This is a genomic window from Shewanella aestuarii, from assembly GCF_011765625.1.
Taxonomy (GTDB): domain Bacteria; phylum Pseudomonadota; class Gammaproteobacteria; order Enterobacterales; family Shewanellaceae; genus Shewanella; species Shewanella aestuarii_A.
In genome coordinates this window covers 992,622-1,011,181 of record NZ_CP050313.1, presented here as the reverse complement: position 1 = coordinate 1,011,181, position 18,560 = coordinate 992,622, and the positions used below count along the sequence as shown (strand labels likewise).

The following is an 18,560-nucleotide window of genomic DNA, read 5'->3' as shown; positions in this document are numbered from 1 at the left end:
GTCTACGCAATGAGTCTAATTACTCATTACTTACATAAGTGGAAAATTCGACTAGCAATTTTGTGTGGGTTAATTCTGTTGTGGCCACTGCAAAATAAATTAGTAGAACATTTACAGAACGATGCTGTAATACCTTATCAAATTGAACTTAAGACCCCTTTGCCTGCTGATATACTTCAAAGACATGGTTTACCCGCAGATGCTGAAATTGAAAAGGTTTATGTGAGCGGCAGCTTTAGTGACTGGCATAGCGATGACCCATACTATGCACTGAAGCCTATAGCTAAGGAACACGGGATTGAATGGCAATATTCATTACCGACATTTCCAGGAGAAATTGAATATAAACTAGTCGTGTTTATTAAAAACCAACCTGAACCCACTTGGATGCTAGACCCCAACAATCCAGATACAGTTGTTAGCCCTTGGGGTGATCAAAACTCTGTGTTACATGTGTCTGACTGGCCAAAAATAGCCTTAATAAGTCAAATTCTGACTTTTGCCTTGTTAGGAACGTTCCTACTTTATTGCATTTTAGAACCACTGCTTTTTTGGTTGTTACATCAAAAAATGCCGTTCTACCGCAAGTTAGTGCTGAGCAATATTTTAATTTTAATCTGTGCTCAGTTATTATTTTTTAGTTATCAGTTGCATTTGAATCGGCAGCTCATTAAACAAGGTTTAATTGACTCAATACATGGTATGCATCTAATTTTTAATGGTGAAAACATTGATTTTACAGCACTTGAAAATCAGCAAGATGAACTAAATGACATTTTGAGCCGCTTCTTTGGTCCAGCAACTACCCGAGTCGATAAAACCCAAAGTAGCTTATTTCAAATCACCTTATCTGACTTTGCTGTGTTAGATAAGCAAGGTAAATTGATCACTCTTAGCCATCGCCTCCAAAATCAACAGCTCCAACAACAACGTGCCGAACAATTGGGTTTTCAGTCATCTAGTGAGTATTTTATGCAAGGAATGTGGTCAGCATTATTACCGCAAACCATAGCAAACGCACAAAACGGTCAGTTACTCGTTGCGGTCAGACCATCTAAGGTACAAAGTGTTGAAAACCCTCGAACATTAACTGCTGAATGGTTATTAGGCTTCAGCCAATTTACGCAACCAATATTGTCACGGGGTCAGGTTTTGGGCTATTACGCGGGGTCGATTCAGGTCAAGCTTTATGGCGCAGAATTGCTTCGCATGCTGATGTTTCAATTACTATTATTATCTGGCGTTGTGGTATTAACGAGTTGGTTATTTGCCCGGGTAGGTAAAATTGTCACCAAGGATATTTTACAATTAACTTTTTGGACCCAAAATATTGTAAAAGGTAACCTTTCACAAGAACTGTCGATTAATAGTCAAGATGAAATTCAGCAACTTGCTGAAAATTTTGATCAAATGCGTCACTCATTACGAGACAGCTTTGAACAAATTGAGGAGCAAAATTGCAAACTTTTTAAAGAAGCCTACTTTAATACCCTAACCAAATTGCCTAACCGTAAAAAGTTATACAGTGATTTATCTGATCAAGGTATGACAGCATTATTGGTAGTCAACATTAATGATTTTAGCGAGTTTAATGATTTTTATGGTATTAATTCGGGTGATGCGATAATTATTGAGGTTGCTGAACGAATCACCCAATATTGCCAAACATTGACTGATTGGAGCGTTTATAAAACCGGCCCTGACGAATTTAGTATCGCCTATAAACCTGCATCGGCCAAAAGCCTGACCTGTGATGCTTTAGCTGATTTTGCTACTCAACTCTCAAATAATATTTGTCATAAAGCCCTTGTGCTCGATAACAATAAATTTTATATCTCTGTCAGTATTGGCGGTGCCATTATTGACTCAGATACAGAAACTACCCCTGACATCAGTGCGGATCTAACCATTAATACCGCCTCCGATCTACCTTTACAGCAACAAGCTATAAGCCAATCGGCAATCAGCTTACATCGCCATGCAGACTTAGCCCGTCGACTTGCTAAAAAACAACGGTTAATTTTTAGCTGTTTCTCTGCAGAAATGGCCAATCCCGATGCATTTGAAGAAAATATGCGTCAAAGCCAAATGTTAGCTAAAGCGGCTCAAAATCAATGGGTAACACCATACCTCCAACTCATTCAACCATTGAAAGATACCCCAATAAAATTTGAATGCTTAATGCGGATTTCACTTCCTAACGGACAAGTCTTGGCCCCAGGGCAATTTATGCAAGCAGCTAGGCAGTCAAGGCTTTATCCACAATTGATGTACTGCATGATGCAAAAATCAATTGCGATGTTTAAAGATCAGCCCTATGAGTTTTCGTTAAATATCACCTTAGATGATATAGCTATTCCCCAGAATTTGCAGGCCATTATAAGTTTATTAACAGCCAACATTGATGTTTGCCCAAGGTTGACATTTGAGTTATTAGAAAGCGAAGAAATAACTGATTATCGCGCTGTTGAGCAGTTTATTAAAACTGTTAAACCATTGGGGTGTAAAATTGCAATTGACGACTTTGGCTCGGGGTATTCCAATTTTGTACACTTACTGAGTTTAGACATTGATGCTATCAAGATTGACGGTTCACTGATTCGCCACCTAGACAGCGACCCTAAAGCACAACTATTGGTGGCCACGGTGGCAAAGTTTGCCCAACAAATGCATATCAAAACTGTTGCTGAATTTGTTGAAAATGAAACCGTATTAGGACTATTAAACCAATATAATATTGATTATGCGCAAGGTTACTTATTAGGTAAACCTGCACCATCAATTGCGCTAGCGCTTTGTACTAAATAGCCCAATTGCTCCAACGCAGTACCGAAGTCAATACGATTGTAATCACTGCCCAGTTAATCTCAGCGCCAATAATGCCTTAACTTAAACGTTTTGTAAGCGCTTGAGTAATTTCAGCAAAACTAGGTCGATGAGTGATGTCTAACGACATGCACTGGCTTGATAGCTGAGTTAAGTTTGCCATTAACGCTTTATCTTGCGCATTTTCAACCGGCTCAAGCTGCTGCAATAAATCATCAAGCAAACAACCAAACGCGCGCACTTCGATTTGGGCGATCATCTGCTGCTGAAAAGCATTTAATCTTGCTAAGTTAGATGCTGCACCAAAGTCACCAAATAACACATCATTTTGTTGATTAACCATAATGTTATGGGCATAAATATCACCATGGCTAATATGTTGCTGGTGCATATGATGTAAGGTTTCGCTCATTTGCAATGCAATGGTTAAAATTGCATTAATACCAAAACGAGTTCCATCAGCAAAGATGTCTCGGGTACAAGTGGCAAGAGATGGCGGTAAACCAAGGTTACTAAAGCCTGCTGGGATAAGTTCCATCACTAAGCCTAACTGCCCTGCTTGGTTAATTTGTCCAATCACTTTAATCAAGTTGCTATGTAACCCTGTGGTTAAGCAGCAATCTAGTTCATCCGCTGGGTAACCATCACTGGTAATCGCGCCCTTAAAGATTTTAACGGCTGTCATAGCAGGAAAACCGCTTGGCTGTTTATGCCAGGCGGCACGGTAAATCACTCCTGAAGCCCCCTGACCTATCGGCTCAATCAAGTCTATATGCTCAAGGTCAAGCATAGGTACAGTGTTATTTTGGCATACATCCACATGACTAAAATGATTCCCCGCAAAGGCTAACCAAGCTAGCTTGGGCAAGGTCACTAACCAGTCTGGCAGTGCGGTTAACTGATTAGCTGACAAGCGTAGTAGTTCTAACTCGCGGCAATTCGCCATGCTACTGGGTAAGCAAGTCAGTTTGTTTCCCGCTAATGCCAGTTTTTTAAGCTGGGTTAAATCTCCCATTGAGTCAGGTAACTGGGTGAGTTGATTGTCAGTTAAAATTAACCAGCGGGTTTGTTTAGGCAATGCATTTGGCGCTAACTCAGAGAGTTGATTGGCCTTAAAACCAATCATTTCCAACTTAGGGCAACGACCTAGCACGGTAGGTAATGAGCGAAATTGGTTTTGCGATAAGAACAGAATTTTCAGTTGCGTTAGCTGATCAAAATCATCTGGCAAACTTGAAAGCTGGTTATTTGATAAATCGAGCACTTCCAGCGTGTCAGCTAAGGTAAATATACTCCGAGGAAACACTGTTAAGTTTTCAGCTATTTGTAGATGGTTTACGCCTTTAAGTTCACCCGACTCAAGCTGTGCGAGTGTGTGCAACGATGCTGAATTCATCAATAACCTCATTTAAAACTAACCGCTGAAACAATATGAAGGCGCGATTGTAAAGAAGCGGCTAGCCTATGGCAAATGATGGGCTGTCAGATGACCGGCTAATCAACCAATAAAATGAAGCCACTCAAATGGAGTGGCTAAGATAGAATACTCACCAAGCAAACGGCGTGGTGTGCATTTTATTTACTCAACTAAAAGTCCCTAAACCAACTCAGCTAACATCGCATCATTGTATTCAACCACGGCCTCGCCATTACGTACTTTAGCAACGTAATCCGGATTCGCAATAAAGGGACGACCAATAGCCAATAAGTCAAACTTACTTTCAGCAATGGCTGCAGCGCCTGTTTCGGCACTATAGCTACCTACGCCAACTAACGTTTTTGGATAGACTTTACGTAAATAGCTGGATACGCGGCCATCTAAATAATCAAATTCCATTGCATCATCAAAGATACCGGCATGAACATAAGCTAAATTACGCTTAGCCAATTCTGGTAATAAATAATCAAATACCGCTCGATCTCGCGCATCGGTACCCATATTGAAATACGCACCAGGTGATACACGTAACGCGGTGCGGTCTGCGCCAATACGCGCGATGATGGCATCAACCACTTCAAGAGCAAAACGAGACATGTTTTCAGGGGTTTGTCCGTACTCATCATCACGACGGTTACTGTCGTAATGTAAAAATTGGTCAATTAAATACCCATTAGCACCGTGAATTTCAACGCCGTCAAATCCTGCTTCCATCGCATTAGCGGCAGCTTGTGCATAATCACTAACAAGACCTTCAATATCTTCTAACGTCGCAGCCTTTGGTGTTTGGTAAGTTAACTCACGCATACGCGGCACACTGCCTTCAACCGCTTGTGCTGATGCCGACAACACGTCACCGCCACCAAAAAAATGAGGATGAGCTACCCGACCGGTATGCCATAGCTGCGCAAAAATTTTGCCGCCATTGGCATGTACCGCTTGAGTGACATTTTGCCATCCTTGAATTTGCTCAGTACTGAACAAACCTGGGGTATTTGGATAACCTTGACCGTCTGGGCGAATAATGGTCGCTTCACTGATAATTAAACCCGCTTCGGCACGACGAGCATAGTAATCAGCCATGGCTTGAGTTGGCACAAGATTTTCGTCTGCCATGCAGCGAGTCAATGGCGCCATTAAAATTTTATTAGTTAAAGTTAGGGTGTGATTAAGGGTATAGGGTTGGAATAAATTCGCTGTCATGTCAGCCTCCTTTCTTGAATATGCGTTCAAGATAATCTTATTTGAACGCTCATTCAAGTTGATTTTGAATAAACATTCAAAATTAGATAGAATTCAACATCCGTTTAAAATGCTTCGTTTGTATACTGCGAACATGCCACAAAAGTGAAAGGCTAATAACCATGAGAAACGCTGAATTTGATCGCCAAAACGTACTGCGTGCTGCCATGCGTGCCTTTATGGTCAAAGGCTATGCTAAAACCAGTATGCAAGATCTCACCAAAGCAACGGGTTTACACCCGGGGTCAATTTATTGCGCATTTGACAACAAAAAGGGCTTACTACTGGCGGCCATTGAACAATACAACCAAGATAGAATCGCTCAGTTTGCGCAGTTTTTTGATAACCAAGACAGTCCATTACATAACTTAAAATGTTACTTAGACCAGATTGTACAAGAGTGCCTCAGTTGCGATGCAACTCAAGCGTGTTTACTCACTAAAGCATTAAATGAAATTGGCGAACAAGATGAAGAAATTAGTCAATTAATACAAGGAAATTTACTCATTTGGCAACAGGGGATTGAAAGCATACTAGAGCAGGCAAAATCACAAGGGTTAATTGATAATCAATCAGACAGCCAATTACAGGCTCAGTATCTAATGATGGGGATTTACGGCTTACGCACCTTTGCACACACTCATCCTACGGCAGACGTGTTACAGCCTTTAGCTGATAAGTTATTTGCAAGCATCACGCCGTTTCGATAAAGCGAGTAAAACTGAAAATGACGCATATTCGCGTCATTTGGTTTGCGTACAAATCATCATTTCATTTAGCTAAGAACGCGCTGAGAATAGACCCTTTCCCCTAACGCATTTAAGATGGTGCACTCACCTTCAAGCACAGCAATAATAGATTTTCCTTCTCTAAACGAATTAGGGATCATCACTCGGCCAGATTGGCTAAATGGTAAATCAGTTAAAACCGCATTATGCATTTCAAGGCCAACAGGTGCCTCGTAATATAATACTGTCACAGTAGCAAGTGACGGTGACTGAGTAGTATTTTGCTCACGCTCAGATTCAGGTTTCATATTATGTTCTCAATACCAGTAGTTACTGGTTAAGTTTAGGTTTCAATAAGCAATTTACAAGTGCAGGTACGACCAACCCTAATGAACCCAACAGTTGTCAAGAGCTTGTTTAACAAATGTGACGAGCAAACACTGTTGTTGATAATACGCACACTGGGAAGTTATTCAATAGATAGTGCTTTATTTTGCGTAAAAGATCCGTTTTCTGATATTTAATTCAAGTTTGATACTTTTTAATTTTAGAACGACACTAAACAGCCTGATAGATTCCTGTTAGAATCGACGGCAATTTGACGTTAAATATACTTAAACGAGATCAAGATGGGCAGAGCATACCAAAACCGTAAAGAATCTATGGCCAAAACTGCCGGTCAAAAAACTCGCCTTTATTCACGCTACGGAAAAGAAATTTACGTATGCGCGAAACAAGGTGGCGTTGACCCAGATGGCAACTTATCACTTCGCAGCTTAATTTCACGTGCTAAAAAGGACCAAGTTCCTGCGCACGTTATCGACCGCGCTATTGAAAAAGCACGCGGCGGCGGCGGTGAAGATTATGATACTGCACGTTACGAAGGTTTTGGCCCTGGTGGGTGTATGGTGATTGTTGACTGTTTAACCGACAATGGTAATCGTACCTTTACGCAAGTGCGCCAAGCATTCGTTAAAAACGATGCAAAATTAGGCAGTCCAGGTACTGTTGGCCACATGTTCGAGCATCAAGCTGTATTCGTCTTTGATGGTGACGATGATGAAGCCATTCTTGATTTGCTAATGATGGCCGATGTGGATGTTACCGATGTGGAAGCCGAAGATGGCTTAATCAGTGTATTTGCACCGGTATCTGAGTTTAACAATGTCAAAATCGCACTCACTGAAGCCATGCCAGACATTGACTTTAAAGTTGAAAACTTATCTTTTGTGCCACAAACCATGACTGAAATCACGGGTGAAGACATTGAAAGTTTCGACAAATTTATTGCAGCACTTGAAGATTGTGATGATGTACAAAACATTTATCATAACGCTGAAATTAACGATTAATCATGAGGGCTCAAGTCCTCGTTAATCCAATAAAAAACGCAGCTTAGGCTGCGTTTTTTATTTATTAAGCTATTAATTTATTTAGTTAAATCCATTTCTTGAATTTTTTCATAAGCAATTTCAGGCGCGGTAACCTCAGGCTTGGCATGCAAATCAGCTTTTAACTGGCCTTTACGGTGTTTAAGTGCAGCATCTAGCTTTTTGGCTGCACTCGCAATTGCTGGATACATAACCGCATCAACGCCCTTAGCAGCGATGCGACTACCTTCATAATTAGTGCTGATCTCTACATCAAATTCACCATGTTCTTTAGCAATGATGATGTCTAATGAAATAAGGGTTGGAAAGTGACTTGCAAGTTTAGTGAATTTTTCTTCGACATGTTGTTTTACAACATCAGTAACATCTACGTGGTGACCAGAAAGATTTATTTTCATAAAGAATCCTTAACTTATATAACTGTCTTATTATGCTGTAATTAAATAGTGACATAATAAGAACTTGGGGCATTTGCAGTAGATCACAAGGATTAAATCACCAAAGTGTCAAAAATGAAGATATCGTCACAACTGTAATTTAATTCTGTATTTCGCTTGGTACTAATTTGGTTCTAATAACAAACTTGTAAGCCAATAGGTGTATAACCACCATACACACTAAGTATAGACACATACAAGCATCTTTGGTTGCAACTTTAGTGGGCTTTCTTATTTCGTTTAAAAATAAGTCAGAATCAGTGAATAACAAGCTATTTTTCACTCAACAGTAAAAATACATGAAAATAAATTAATATTATAAATTCAATAAAATACCATTTTTACGGTGCCAAAAACCACAAACTCAGCCGCAGCTGAGTTTGTTCAAGTTTTCTTTCAATTAATTTACCGAGCTCACCACCAAACTTAGTGAATCACTACTGGGGCCGGAAATAGTAAAGCGATAAACGCCATCGTTGGGTGCATCGAAATGCAAGTTAGCGCCTTTTTTAGCTAAGGTTTTGGTGGCTCCTTCAACAACCACTTCATCACCGGCAATAGCGCCAAAGTCGACAGTAGACCAATCAGCTGTAGCCACTTTAAACTCATTATTACCCGCAACTAAAGCGATATCGACACTGTAAACCGATGCGCCTTGATAGGTTAATACATCCACTTCTCCCCAGCCATTCATGCCACCGCGGATATAAACCGTATTGCCTGCAAACATCTCGGTTTTATTCACGGTTAATGTGGGTTCGTTACGATTGCTCATGTCAAAAGTGAATGTATATTCAGCATCGCTATCAAAAGTGACATTCAAATTACTACCCTTTACTGCCAGTAATTTGGGTTCAGCCAGAATAACAGAAGTGTCGGCTTCACCACTGCCATAATCCACAGTTGACCAGTCCGCTGAGGCCACTTTAAATTCATGAGTTCCGGCATTAACCCTAATTTGACTTTGATAGATACTGCCGCCCATATAAGTTAGCTCATTGACTTCACCCCAACCATTCATGCCACCACGAATATAAATCGGTGTTCCAACAAAGGGCTCTTGGTTATAAACGGTTAGAACAGGGTTAGTTTTATCTGATGCATCAAGCGAGAACACATAGGTTGCATCAGTGGTTGCGCTAAAGATCATATTAGCCCCTTTAGCGGCCAGTGGCTCAGCAAGGTCTTCATCAACGCCTGCTACATCACCTGATAGCGCCCCAAAATCGACTGTACTCCAGTCTGCTGATGCTATTTTAAACTCATAGTCGCCTGCGGCTAGGGTAATCGCAACGCGATATTCACCGGCACCAATATAGCTAAATGCGTCAACCTCACCCCAACCGTTCATACCGCCACGCACAAACACCTGCGTGCTACCAAAGGGCACAACATCAGGTGCACCAGCAGTAGCAGTGGCACTTAATCCTTCACCTTGGGTATCGCCTTGCGCTTTAACAAACACCGCCGTGGTATAGGCTGGCACGTTAAAGGTGCCTTCACCGTCGCCTTGACTAAAGCTTGCTGACTGCACTTGGGTGTCAATGGAGTTGATTAATGTTGGATGCAAGCTAAAACCCGAGGCCGTTGCCACTGTATGTGATTGAGCAACACTACTGCCATTAATCATCACCACCATGGCATCAACCATAGGATCGATGTCAGTTAATCCACTGCCATCATCAACACTCATCACGATTATGCCCTGAGTTTGACGCTTGCCGATATTATGAAACCCAACGCGATCAATAATATCTTGCTCAGTTGTTAAGCGCAGTAATGGGCTGGATTTACGGATAGATAAAAACTCATTAAACACGCTAGAGGCAAACTCAATTTCAGACATAGACGTCGCGGAATTAGGGTTGCCAGATGCTTTGATAATTTGTGCCATTTTGGCGTTATTATCTTGCTTTAGAGGCAAACCAACGTTCCAATTACTGCTTCCTTTAGTAAAGTCGACCCAGTTAAACCAATCGCCAGAATCATAAGAATTGCGGTCCATTGATTTTGAGCGCAGCATGTCGCCTCCCATTTGTAAAAATGGAATGCCTTGACTGAGTAAAGGAATGGTTGCAGCAATATTCTGCACCCGAACTCGCGATGCTAATGATAAGGTTTCATCATTTGAATACTGCAAAATATCCCACAAGGTTTCATTATCATGCTTTGACACATAGTTAATGCTATCAGCAGGATCTAACGCATATGCTGTTGGCTGGCTGTTCCAACTAAAGCTACTGCCTTTGGCTGAATTACCGTTAAAGTCTTTAAGCACATAGTTTTGTAAGTTGCCAGCCATAGACAAGCGCAATGTATCTTGGTCACGCAGGTAGTCATCTTTTTGCTCTGAAGCAAATAAAGCGCCCCACGAACGGCTTCACGAATACGGTCGTTAAAGGTACCAACTTCGCTACCCGCCATGTTCGCTTGTACGGCTTGCTCGAATAAACGGTTGTCGGCTACTTCACCAAAGTTCCAACCTTCGCCATAAAAGTAGTTATCCGGATCAACCGCTTGTACAGCTTCACGCGCAGCTAAAATGCTCGACTTGGGCATATGCCCCATAACATCAAAGCGGAAGCTGTCAACACCATATTCTTTAGCCCAAATAACCATTGAATCGGTAACAAACTTGTCCATCATTCGATGTTCAGTAGCTGTGTTATCACAACAAGTTGATGTTTCAATTTTACCGCTTACTTCGTTATAACGGTGGTAATACCCTGGCACCACTTTATCAAGCACTGAGTTATCCCATAAACCTGAAGCACTGGTGTGGTTATAGACCACATCAAGCACAACCCTAAGACCAAGCTCATGTAAGGCTTGGTTCATGGCTCGTAATTCAACAATTCGAGCCACGCCATCTGCGTCACTGGCATAACTGCCTTCAGGAGCAATAAAGTGCTGTGGATCGTAACCCCAGTTAAAGCTGTCATAGCCTCGCATGGCATTCACTAACTCTTGTGTATCAAACGAGCCTACTGCGTTATCAGCCAAAATCGATTCAATCGTGGCTGACTTATCGCCGGTTTTACATGCCGCAGCATTATCATCAATCTTGTCGCACAACGCGCCTAAGGTATCAGTGATATCAATACGCTCAGATGGATCTTCATTCACTGTGGCAATATCATTTACCGGTAGTAAGTGAAAGTGAGTTACTCCGTTTTCAGCTAAAGTACGTAAATGTTCAACGGGGGCACTGCCCTGTTCAGTAAAGGCTAAATACTTACCTCGGTTGGCGGCTGTGGTACTTTCATCACGGGCACTAAAGTCACGTACATGACCTTCGTAAATCACCGCATCTTCTGCGTTAGCAATGGTCGGTATGCTATGAGCATCCCAACCTTCAGGTTTTAAATCATCATCACTTAAATTAACAAACTGACTATAACGGCCATTAGTTGACACATTTAATGAGTATGGGTCAGTTGCTTCAAGTAACTCTACTTTTCCTGTTAAGGGGTGATAGACCTTAAGTTCAAAGCGGTAGTACATGCGGTCTAATTCCATACCACCTGAATATGACCAAATACCGGTTTGATTATCCAGTGTCATGGGGTGTGATGCGGTTTGTTTTTTGCTGGCATCAAACACTTTTAGATTAACCATTTGGGCTGTAGGCGCCCAAACCTTGCTAGTGATACTATTGCCGTCATAAATAATACCCAATGAAACCTCGTCGGCATCATTGTCCCCTTGGGTATAAAGTGCATCAAGCACCTTGGCAACCTGTACATTACTTGCCACTAATGGCTTGTTGTCTTCATCATAAGCCACTAACACTAGCTGACCTTTGGCTATGGCTTTCGCTTCATCAGCGGTTAACTCGGCTTCATAAGCAGGCCAATTAGCTAAATGTGGCACTAATGCTTTTTGTGCGTCGGTTAAGGTGCTTGGCACAACTTCAAGTTGAGTACCATTGATATTGCCCGCATCATCACTGGCGATTTCACCCATCTCTGAATGATGAATAACAAACTTACTGACACCCTCTGCAGGTTTGTCCCACACAAAGGTATTTTGATCTAGCCAGTGCGCGCTGGCACCATCAATTGAAAAACCGGTATCTAATATAGGGTAAGCATAAATATCGCCTACGCCATCAATGGTAAAGTTTGCGCGATCAAACATGGCTTCTGGTGCATTTGCATCAGCAAAGGCTACTAAGCTCATGCTTAAGTCACCCGATGAAATTGCCTTATCATCACCATCATGAATGATGAAATTAGCACATTCTCCATAGCCTTCTTTTAGATCTAAAACCCAATAAGCACCATAGACTTCATCCACCCCAGTAAAACGATGGCCATTGGCCCAGTCAGTGCTATCAAATGGCGGTGCATAGGCATCACATTTGTCGTTATTCCAAGTATGTAATTTATAGGCTGAATACTTAGGATTTGACTCGGTGTTATTTTTATCCTGCTTGCGATGGTAATAAAGCACCGCTTGATTAGGACCAGCTAACACACTTGGCAGTGGCAAATTAGGGTTAAAGCCTACTTCACACTTTTCATTGTTTGCATCTGGAAAAGTCGGCGCAGGACAACTTAATGGCGGCGGTGGCACACATTCTGTCCCCGCAGCATTAGGTACGTTAGGGATATTACAAGTTAGTAGCACTTCCCCTGGTTCTGCTGAGTCGCCACCACAACCATAAAGTGCAGTTAATGATAAGGTTACTGCCGATAATTTTATTATTCTATAAAGGCTCATCATGAGTCACTTCTCCCTGTTAAATTCGGTACTGGGCATTTGGTTGAACTGAGCTGATTAACTGCGTCATAAACGTAAGATTTACATGACATAATTTAACCCCAGATAAAATTCACGACCGAAGTATTGGATGGTGCCGGTTTTGTTTTCGTTGCCAAAATAGCTCTTGGTCGGCTCATCAGTTAAGTTATTCACTTGGAATAACAGCCCTAGCCCATCGGTCACTTGATAAGAGGCTTGATAATCAATCACGGTTTCACCGTCAAAATTGACCACCTGCTCATTGATTGCCACTTGCTCAGAGATAAAATCGTCACGGTAGCGGGCGCTAACACGGGTTTCAAAGCCTTCATAGCTGTAAAAAAGCGTTGCACTGGCAACATTATTTGATAAGCCGGGTAGACCTTGCTTTGACGATTCACCAGCAAAGGTAGAAATGGTTTCAATTTCAGATTCGGTATATGAGTAGCTGGCATTAAAGCCTAACCCCGACCAAGCATCTGGCAGTGAGGCAAACACTTGTGTGTAAGCTAACTCTAAACCACGAATATAGCCGCCCTTTTCATTGTTCATTGCGGTGGTAAACGTGCCATTGACCGTTGGCACCACTTGGCCGCTGTCTAATTCAATCGAATCAGGTACGTTGTAGCCATTGCCTTTAAAGTCGTAATTGTCGATGCTATCGGTATCAATAAATGACTTAATGTCTTTGTAGAATAGTGCCGCTACAAATGCACCTTCATCAAAGTAATACTCATAAGACACATCATATTGATCGGCATAGAAAGGTTTTAAAAATGGGTTATTGGTGCTCGAACCATTAATTTCACCTGTGTCGCTAACCGATGCACTGGCATCACCCGCTAAGCGGTTAATCGGAGGACGCGACATCACCTTGGCGGCAGCAAAACGCACTTGAGCACTTTCGGTTACATGAAAATTAAGGTTTATTGAGGGCAAATAATCGGTATAGCTCACCCCTTCAATAATGGGCGCATACAGTGAGTTATTAATGCCAATTTCGTCAACAATGTTTTGTGCGCCAAAAGCCGGATCGCCACCAACATTTTTAAGTACGGTTGCTGATTGGTCGGTATTAACCACTCTGACACCAAAGTTACCGGTTATCGGTAAACCAGCCAGCTCAGTATCAATATTTGCTAATGCGTATCCAGACCAAACTTTTTCATACACTTCACCACTTTGCAGTACAGACCATGAATAATTATTGGTATAGCCTTGGGCTTGCCCCGGCGCAACCCCATCAGCATTACCCCAAGTTTGCACCGGCTGCGGAGTACCATTAGGGAACCAAGCATTCAGCGCAGCATCTACATCAATGGCTAAATATGACGGGAAGTAGCTAAAATCGCCCTGCCAATCAACCACAGTGGTCATATCTTCGGTTAGCCTTAATGGTGGCTGTGAACTTGAAAAGCCATTATCGACACCGTATTCAAATACTGATCGATCATTTGAGTAAGTACGATCTGAATAGCGACTACCAAACTCAATACTTGAGATATAATCATTATCTAAGGTGTATTCAAAATCAATCCGATAAGCGCTGAGCTTATCTTCATTAACATAAGGGTAAATGCCATATTTACTGACCATCATACGGTCAATATCAGAAAAAGCTTCGGCTTGATTAAAGCCTACATCCGGTAAATCTAAACCATTTAGTAAATAACTAATGGATACATTTTCATCAAAAATTGGCGTATCGGCATTAGCATCAACCGCCACGTTTGCCCATAACAAGCCATTACGGAAATTACTTTTTGCCGATGAAAATGACACATCAAGATTCACATTAAGGTTGTCGGTAACTTGCCAATCGGCATTGATGCCGTAGCTGTTTACTTCATCAAAATCTTGATTGTCATCATTAACTAATTCAACTCGCGTGTTACCGGTAGATTTGCGATTATAAGTACCACCAATCACCGAGTTACCATCCAAAATTGGATTCGCAATCGAGGCGCTTTCTGGTTCTAACTTAACCCTAAAACCACGAGCAAATGCTTCAGTATCAAACCGAGAAATAAACGCATCCGCTTTTAGGACAAAATTATCCACCGGCGCCCATTCAATTGCCCCCATATAGCCATTACGGGTTTCAACACCGCCTAAGTGCTGAATTTCAAAACCTTCACCCAAATATTCCTTATGGGCATTAGTCATGTCACCGTCGTCACCAATGGGGCCGTTGGTGTCGTTTTCCAAAAAGTCGACATCAGCCGTACCATTGTATGCAAAACCAATAAATTGGGTTGCGACACTGGGCTGGTTCAATCTTGCATAGCCCACGGCAATGCCTAATGTGTCTTCAAGAAATTTACCTTGATAAGAAAAACTAACGCGATCGCCATATTCTTCAGCACCATAAACCTCACTGGCGCGGTCGTTATACATGGCGCGGGCATTAACCACAAAATTATGTTTTTCGGTTTTACTTAAAGGACTTACGGTTGCTAGCTCAACCGTACCGGCAACACCACCTTCAAGCAGTGATGCTTTTGAAGACTTGTATACTGCGGCAGAGCTAATTAGCTCTGATGGATATTGGTCAAACTCAATGCTACGCGAACCACTGGTTGATACCTGTTCACGACCATTTAAGGTTGAAGACACAAAGCCACCAGACATACCACGAATATTGATTTGGGCCGCTTGCCCACCGGTTCGCACCGCAGAAATACCCGGTAATCGGGTCAGTGCATCCGCCATAGAGACATCAGGCAATGCCCCTAAATCATCGGCAGAAAGTTGCTCCGATACCGTATCGCCGTATCGTTTAGAATTAATGGAGTCGATCAAACTGCGGCTGTAACCTTTAATTTGAATACGCTCTATATCGTCAGTAACGATACTATCATCTGCATTCTGACTGGTATTGGTTGCTTGCGCATTGGCATTATCAGCTTGCGAAGTCTGTTCAACCTCATCAGCGGCATAGGCTTTTACAGGCATGAACATTACACTCACTCCTGCGCTTGCCAAGGCTAAAGCTAAGATACTCGGTTTACATTTGAGCATTGGTTTCCCCTTACATTATTGTTGTCCAATACTCAGATATACCACCCACATTATGCAGAATATCGGACATTATTTATCCCGATATACTAGTCATCGCAACCTTTTGATAACAACTCAGTGCATACGTATTCATTACAAACTTGCAACATTTAACTTGGCTAAAAGTGAGCTAAAATAACTGAAAGGCGATTTTTACTGATAAAAATTAATGTGTTGTCATATCACTGGTTATTTCTATATGTTTTTGAGTTAGTACTCATAAACAAAAAGTTTTAACCAAATAACAAAAACAAAGCGATAACCATAGACATTACCCTGGAGTTGGTGTTGAATCTGCAGCTATAAAACATTCTTGTAGTAGCAATTTCATATCAAGCGCGAATACAAAATCGAATGGTGTAATAAGGAATTAACATGGGTTTTAAAATAACTGTAGATTGGCAAGGTTCACCAGCTGAAGAAGGCGAGTTTAACCGAGACCATCAAATTATCTATGGTAGCGGGCAAACTGTTACTGCATCTTCTGCACCTGAGTACAAGGGCAATGCCGAAAAAATAAACCCGGAAGAGAACCTATTAGCTGCACTGTCTTCATGTCATATGCTCACTTTTTTAGCAATTGCACATTTGAAACGCTTACCAGTGGCCTCTTATACCGACAATGCCACCGCTGATTTAGGTAAAAATGAAGCCGGTAAAATTTCGGTAGTAAAAATGACATTATCGCCACAAGTGGTATTTGAAGAGGGTGTAACGGTTTCTGATGAAATTATTAGCAAAATTCACGAAAAAGCACATGCTAACTGCTTTATCGCTAATTCATTAGCTTGCGAGATTGAAATTAAACATTAATCAATGACTGAAACCAGTGCCTCAAAGCACGTGGTTGAATACCCACAAAAAAAGCCGCATCAGCGGCTTTTTTGCAGTTAAATCAATATCAACTATTCACTTTTTTGCATAAAGTCTTCAGTGAAATCAGTTTTCCAATATTTGTAACCTTGAACGGTTGCTTGTGCCGCAGCGCCCATTAAGTTGACTTGGTAAGTTTTAACACCGTCAATATCAATTGATTGGTTAGCAGAAGCTTGATCGCCCTTGTCTTCATATTTAGCGCTGGCTTCAGCTTGAGCTTGACCTTCATAACCAGACTCTTTAAAGCGCTTTAACGCATCAGCCTTAACAAACGCTTGCACGAAAGCCATTTGTTTCCAACCAATACCCGCACCCACGCCACCTGTTGCAAAACGGTAGTAAGATTTTTTACCGCCTTCAGTTAATACACAAACGCCGCCACCGGTTGATAAGGCAAATAAATAGGTATTATTACCAGTACAAACAACATAACCAACAGATTGATTTACAGCAGTTTTTGCTTCAGGGTGCTGAGCATAAATCTCTTGTAGTGCTGCTTGAGTTTCTTTTTGTGCATTGGCTTTTTTAGCTTCAGGGCTATTACCCGTTGCACATGCAGATAGACCTAAAATGGCTGATAGTAAAACAATAACTGATAAAGGCTTTGTCATAGATACTCCTAAATAATGTGCGGCAAATATAAGCAAATAATGTTGAATTTCAAAGTAAATATAGCCAATAAAACAGTCATCGCCATAAGCATTCAACTTCAAAAAAACAAGAATACAACATTATTAACTTTATATTGCTGTTTTTGTCATTTTTAAGTAACCCAATTGTGTAAAGCAACACAATTTGAATTGGCTTTTGGGTAACGACTAATTAAGATGAGCAAGGTTTGTTTACTAAGAATGAATTTATGTCGCAGTTATTCCCCAATTACCAATGGCACTCAACCATTTTTGATTGTCACTCCAATAATATTGAACAATTTGAGTTGTTGTTAGCTCATCAGGTTAAGCGCCTTAAGTTACACCAGCATGTGCTTGGATATGTTGATGAAATCAATCGCCAGTATCCATTGGCGTTTTATCAGTCACCTTCTATCTCCACCAGCAAAGCATCTATTTTACTTTGTGCGGGTTTTCATGGTGAAGAAGCCGCTGGCCCATGGGGATTATTGAACGCATTAACCCAGCTGGACAGCAACATTACTGACAAGGTGAATCTGAGCATTTTGCCGCTAGTTAATCCTAGTGGTTTTAGTATTGGTAATCGCTTGAATATGTTTTTACAAAATCCCAATCGTGGTTTTGTATACCAATCAGGTCACATTCAACCTAATCAACATACCTCTGCGGAAGGGCATATTTTACAGCTAGCGCAAACCACATTATTGCAAGCTAGCCAGCATGGTTTATTAACTTGCCATGAAGATGTATTACTCAGCAATTGTTATTTGTATTCATTAGAATCGGCAACCAGCCCCAGTGAGTTGAGCTACCAATTACGTGATGCTTTAGGTAAGTATTTTCCTATTGCGCTAAATGGTGAGATTGACGATTGCCCTGTGAAAGATGGGATTATTTTCAATCATTTTGATAGCTCGTTTGAAAGTGGATTATTTCAAAGTGGTAGTCAAATCGCCATTTGCACTGAAACACCGGGGCAACAGCCATTTGATCAGCGTGTGCTTGCTAATCGAGACGCGATTACTTTGTTTATCAACCACTTTGTTGATGATCATCGTCAATAGACGCATTTCGTGAGCATAAATGCGTATTAAGGACTAATACATTTCTGCCGCACAGATTGTTTTCTATTTATGAAAAATTAATGTCGTGGCACTTCACCAGATCAGATAAAAAGGGTATCA

The 18,560-nt window shown here is 41.4% G+C and carries 11 protein-coding genes and 1 pseudogene; 5 read left to right on the top strand and 7 right to left on the bottom strand.

The genetic code is table 11. The features are described 5' to 3' along the window. The first annotated feature begins 9 nt into the window (after window positions 1-9). Window positions 10-2,808: an EAL domain-containing protein gene (locus HBH39_RS04635; RefSeq protein WP_167676036.1), complete on the top strand. Its 2,799-nt coding sequence runs from the start codon at window positions 10-12 to the stop codon at window positions 2,806-2,808. 76 nt (window positions 2,809-2,884) lie between these two features. Here the strand turns inward: HBH39_RS04635 and HBH39_RS04630 are convergent, their stop codons facing one another. Then, on the bottom strand, window positions 2,885-4,207 hold the full coding sequence (locus tag HBH39_RS04630; RefSeq protein ID WP_167679965.1) for a leucine-rich repeat-containing protein kinase family protein: 1,323 nt from the start codon (window positions 4,205-4,207) through the stop codon (window positions 2,885-2,887). Between the two features lie 216 nt (window positions 4,208-4,423). Continuing rightward, window positions 4,424-5,467 (bottom strand): alkene reductase, encoded by a 1,044-nt coding sequence (locus HBH39_RS04625; RefSeq protein ID WP_167676034.1) that lies wholly within the window; start codon window positions 5,465-5,467, stop codon window positions 4,424-4,426. Window positions 5,468-5,628: 161 nt separating this feature from the next. Here HBH39_RS04625 and HBH39_RS04620 point away from each other — a divergent pair, with 161 nt between their 5' ends. After that, a complete protein-coding gene (locus tag HBH39_RS04620) occupies window positions 5,629-6,216 on the top strand; it encodes a TetR/AcrR family transcriptional regulator (protein ID WP_167676032.1) in 588 nt (195 codons plus the stop codon). 65 nt (window positions 6,217-6,281) lie between these two features. Here the strand turns inward: HBH39_RS04620 and HBH39_RS04615 are convergent, their stop codons facing one another. Next, entirely contained in the window at window positions 6,282-6,542 is a 261-nt protein-coding gene (locus HBH39_RS04615; protein ID WP_167676030.1) for a TIGR02922 family protein, read from the bottom strand. 321 nt (window positions 6,543-6,863) lie between these two features. On the opposite strand from HBH39_RS04615, the gene HBH39_RS04610 reads away from it, so the two are divergent. Continuing rightward, a complete protein-coding gene (locus HBH39_RS04610; RefSeq protein ID WP_167676028.1) occupies window positions 6,864-7,586 on the top strand; it encodes a YebC/PmpR family DNA-binding transcriptional regulator in 723 nt (240 codons plus the stop codon). Window positions 7,587-7,663: 77 nt separating this feature from the next. On the opposite strand, the gene hpf is transcribed toward HBH39_RS04610, so the two are convergent. From hpf to HBH39_RS04595, 3 genes and pseudogenes are all read right to left on the bottom strand, one after another. After that, window positions 7,664-8,023 (bottom strand): ribosome hibernation-promoting factor, HPF/YfiA family, encoded by a 360-nt coding sequence (gene hpf, locus HBH39_RS04605; RefSeq protein WP_167676026.1) that lies wholly within the window; start codon window positions 8,021-8,023, stop codon window positions 7,664-7,666. Between the two features lie 439 nt (window positions 8,024-8,462). Beyond that, a pseudogene (pulA, locus tag HBH39_RS04600) lies at window positions 8,463-12,790 on the bottom strand (pullulanase-type alpha-1,6-glucosidase). A gap of 78 nt (window positions 12,791-12,868) precedes the next feature. Next, window positions 12,869-15,829: a TonB-dependent receptor gene (locus HBH39_RS04595; RefSeq protein WP_167676024.1), complete on the bottom strand. Its 2,961-nt coding sequence runs from the start codon at window positions 15,827-15,829 to the stop codon at window positions 12,869-12,871. 414 nt (window positions 15,830-16,243) lie between these two features. Here HBH39_RS04595 and HBH39_RS04590 point away from each other — a divergent pair, with 414 nt between their 5' ends. Next, entirely contained in the window at window positions 16,244-16,681 is a 438-nt protein-coding gene (locus HBH39_RS04590; RefSeq protein WP_167676022.1) for an OsmC family protein, read from the top strand. 92 nt (window positions 16,682-16,773) lie between these two features. On the opposite strand, the gene HBH39_RS04585 is transcribed toward HBH39_RS04590, so the two are convergent. Then, a complete protein-coding gene (locus HBH39_RS04585) occupies window positions 16,774-17,355 on the bottom strand; it encodes a hypothetical protein (protein WP_167676020.1) in 582 nt (193 codons plus the stop codon). A gap of 248 nt (window positions 17,356-17,603) precedes the next feature. On the opposite strand from HBH39_RS04585, the gene HBH39_RS04580 reads away from it, so the two are divergent. After that, window positions 17,604-18,440, top strand: a complete 837-nt coding sequence (locus tag HBH39_RS04580; protein ID WP_167676018.1) for a M14 family metallopeptidase — start codon at window positions 17,604-17,606, stop codon at window positions 18,438-18,440. Window positions 18,441-18,560: the final 120 nt, after the last annotated feature.

Bases quoted from the DNA above. Each gene is read 5' to 3' on its own strand.
- HBH39_RS04635 (WP_167676036.1), top strand. From the start codon at position 10: ATGAGTCTAATTACTCATTACTTACATAAGTGGAAAATTCGACTAGCA.
- HBH39_RS04625 (WP_167676034.1), bottom strand. From the start codon at position 5,467: ATGACAGCGAATTTATTCCAACCCTATACCCTTAATCACACCCTAACT.
- HBH39_RS04620 (WP_167676032.1), top strand. From the start codon at position 5,629: ATGAGAAACGCTGAATTTGATCGCCAAAACGTACTGCGTGCTGCCATG.
- HBH39_RS04615 (WP_167676030.1), bottom strand. From the start codon at position 6,542: ATGAAACCTGAATCTGAGCGTGAGCAAAATACTACTCAGTCACCGTCA.
- HBH39_RS04610 (WP_167676028.1), top strand. From the start codon at position 6,864: ATGGGCAGAGCATACCAAAACCGTAAAGAATCTATGGCCAAAACTGCC.
- hpf (WP_167676026.1), bottom strand. From the start codon at position 8,023: ATGAAAATAAATCTTTCTGGTCACCACGTAGATGTTACTGATGTTGTA.
- HBH39_RS04595 (WP_167676024.1), bottom strand. From the start codon at position 15,829: ATGCTCAAATGTAAACCGAGTATCTTAGCTTTAGCCTTGGCAAGCGCA.
- HBH39_RS04590 (WP_167676022.1), top strand. From the start codon at position 16,244: ATGGGTTTTAAAATAACTGTAGATTGGCAAGGTTCACCAGCTGAAGAA.
- HBH39_RS04585 (WP_167676020.1), bottom strand. From the start codon at position 17,355: ATGACAAAGCCTTTATCAGTTATTGTTTTACTATCAGCCATTTTAGGT.
- HBH39_RS04580 (WP_167676018.1), top strand. From the start codon at position 17,604: ATGTCGCAGTTATTCCCCAATTACCAATGGCACTCAACCATTTTTGAT.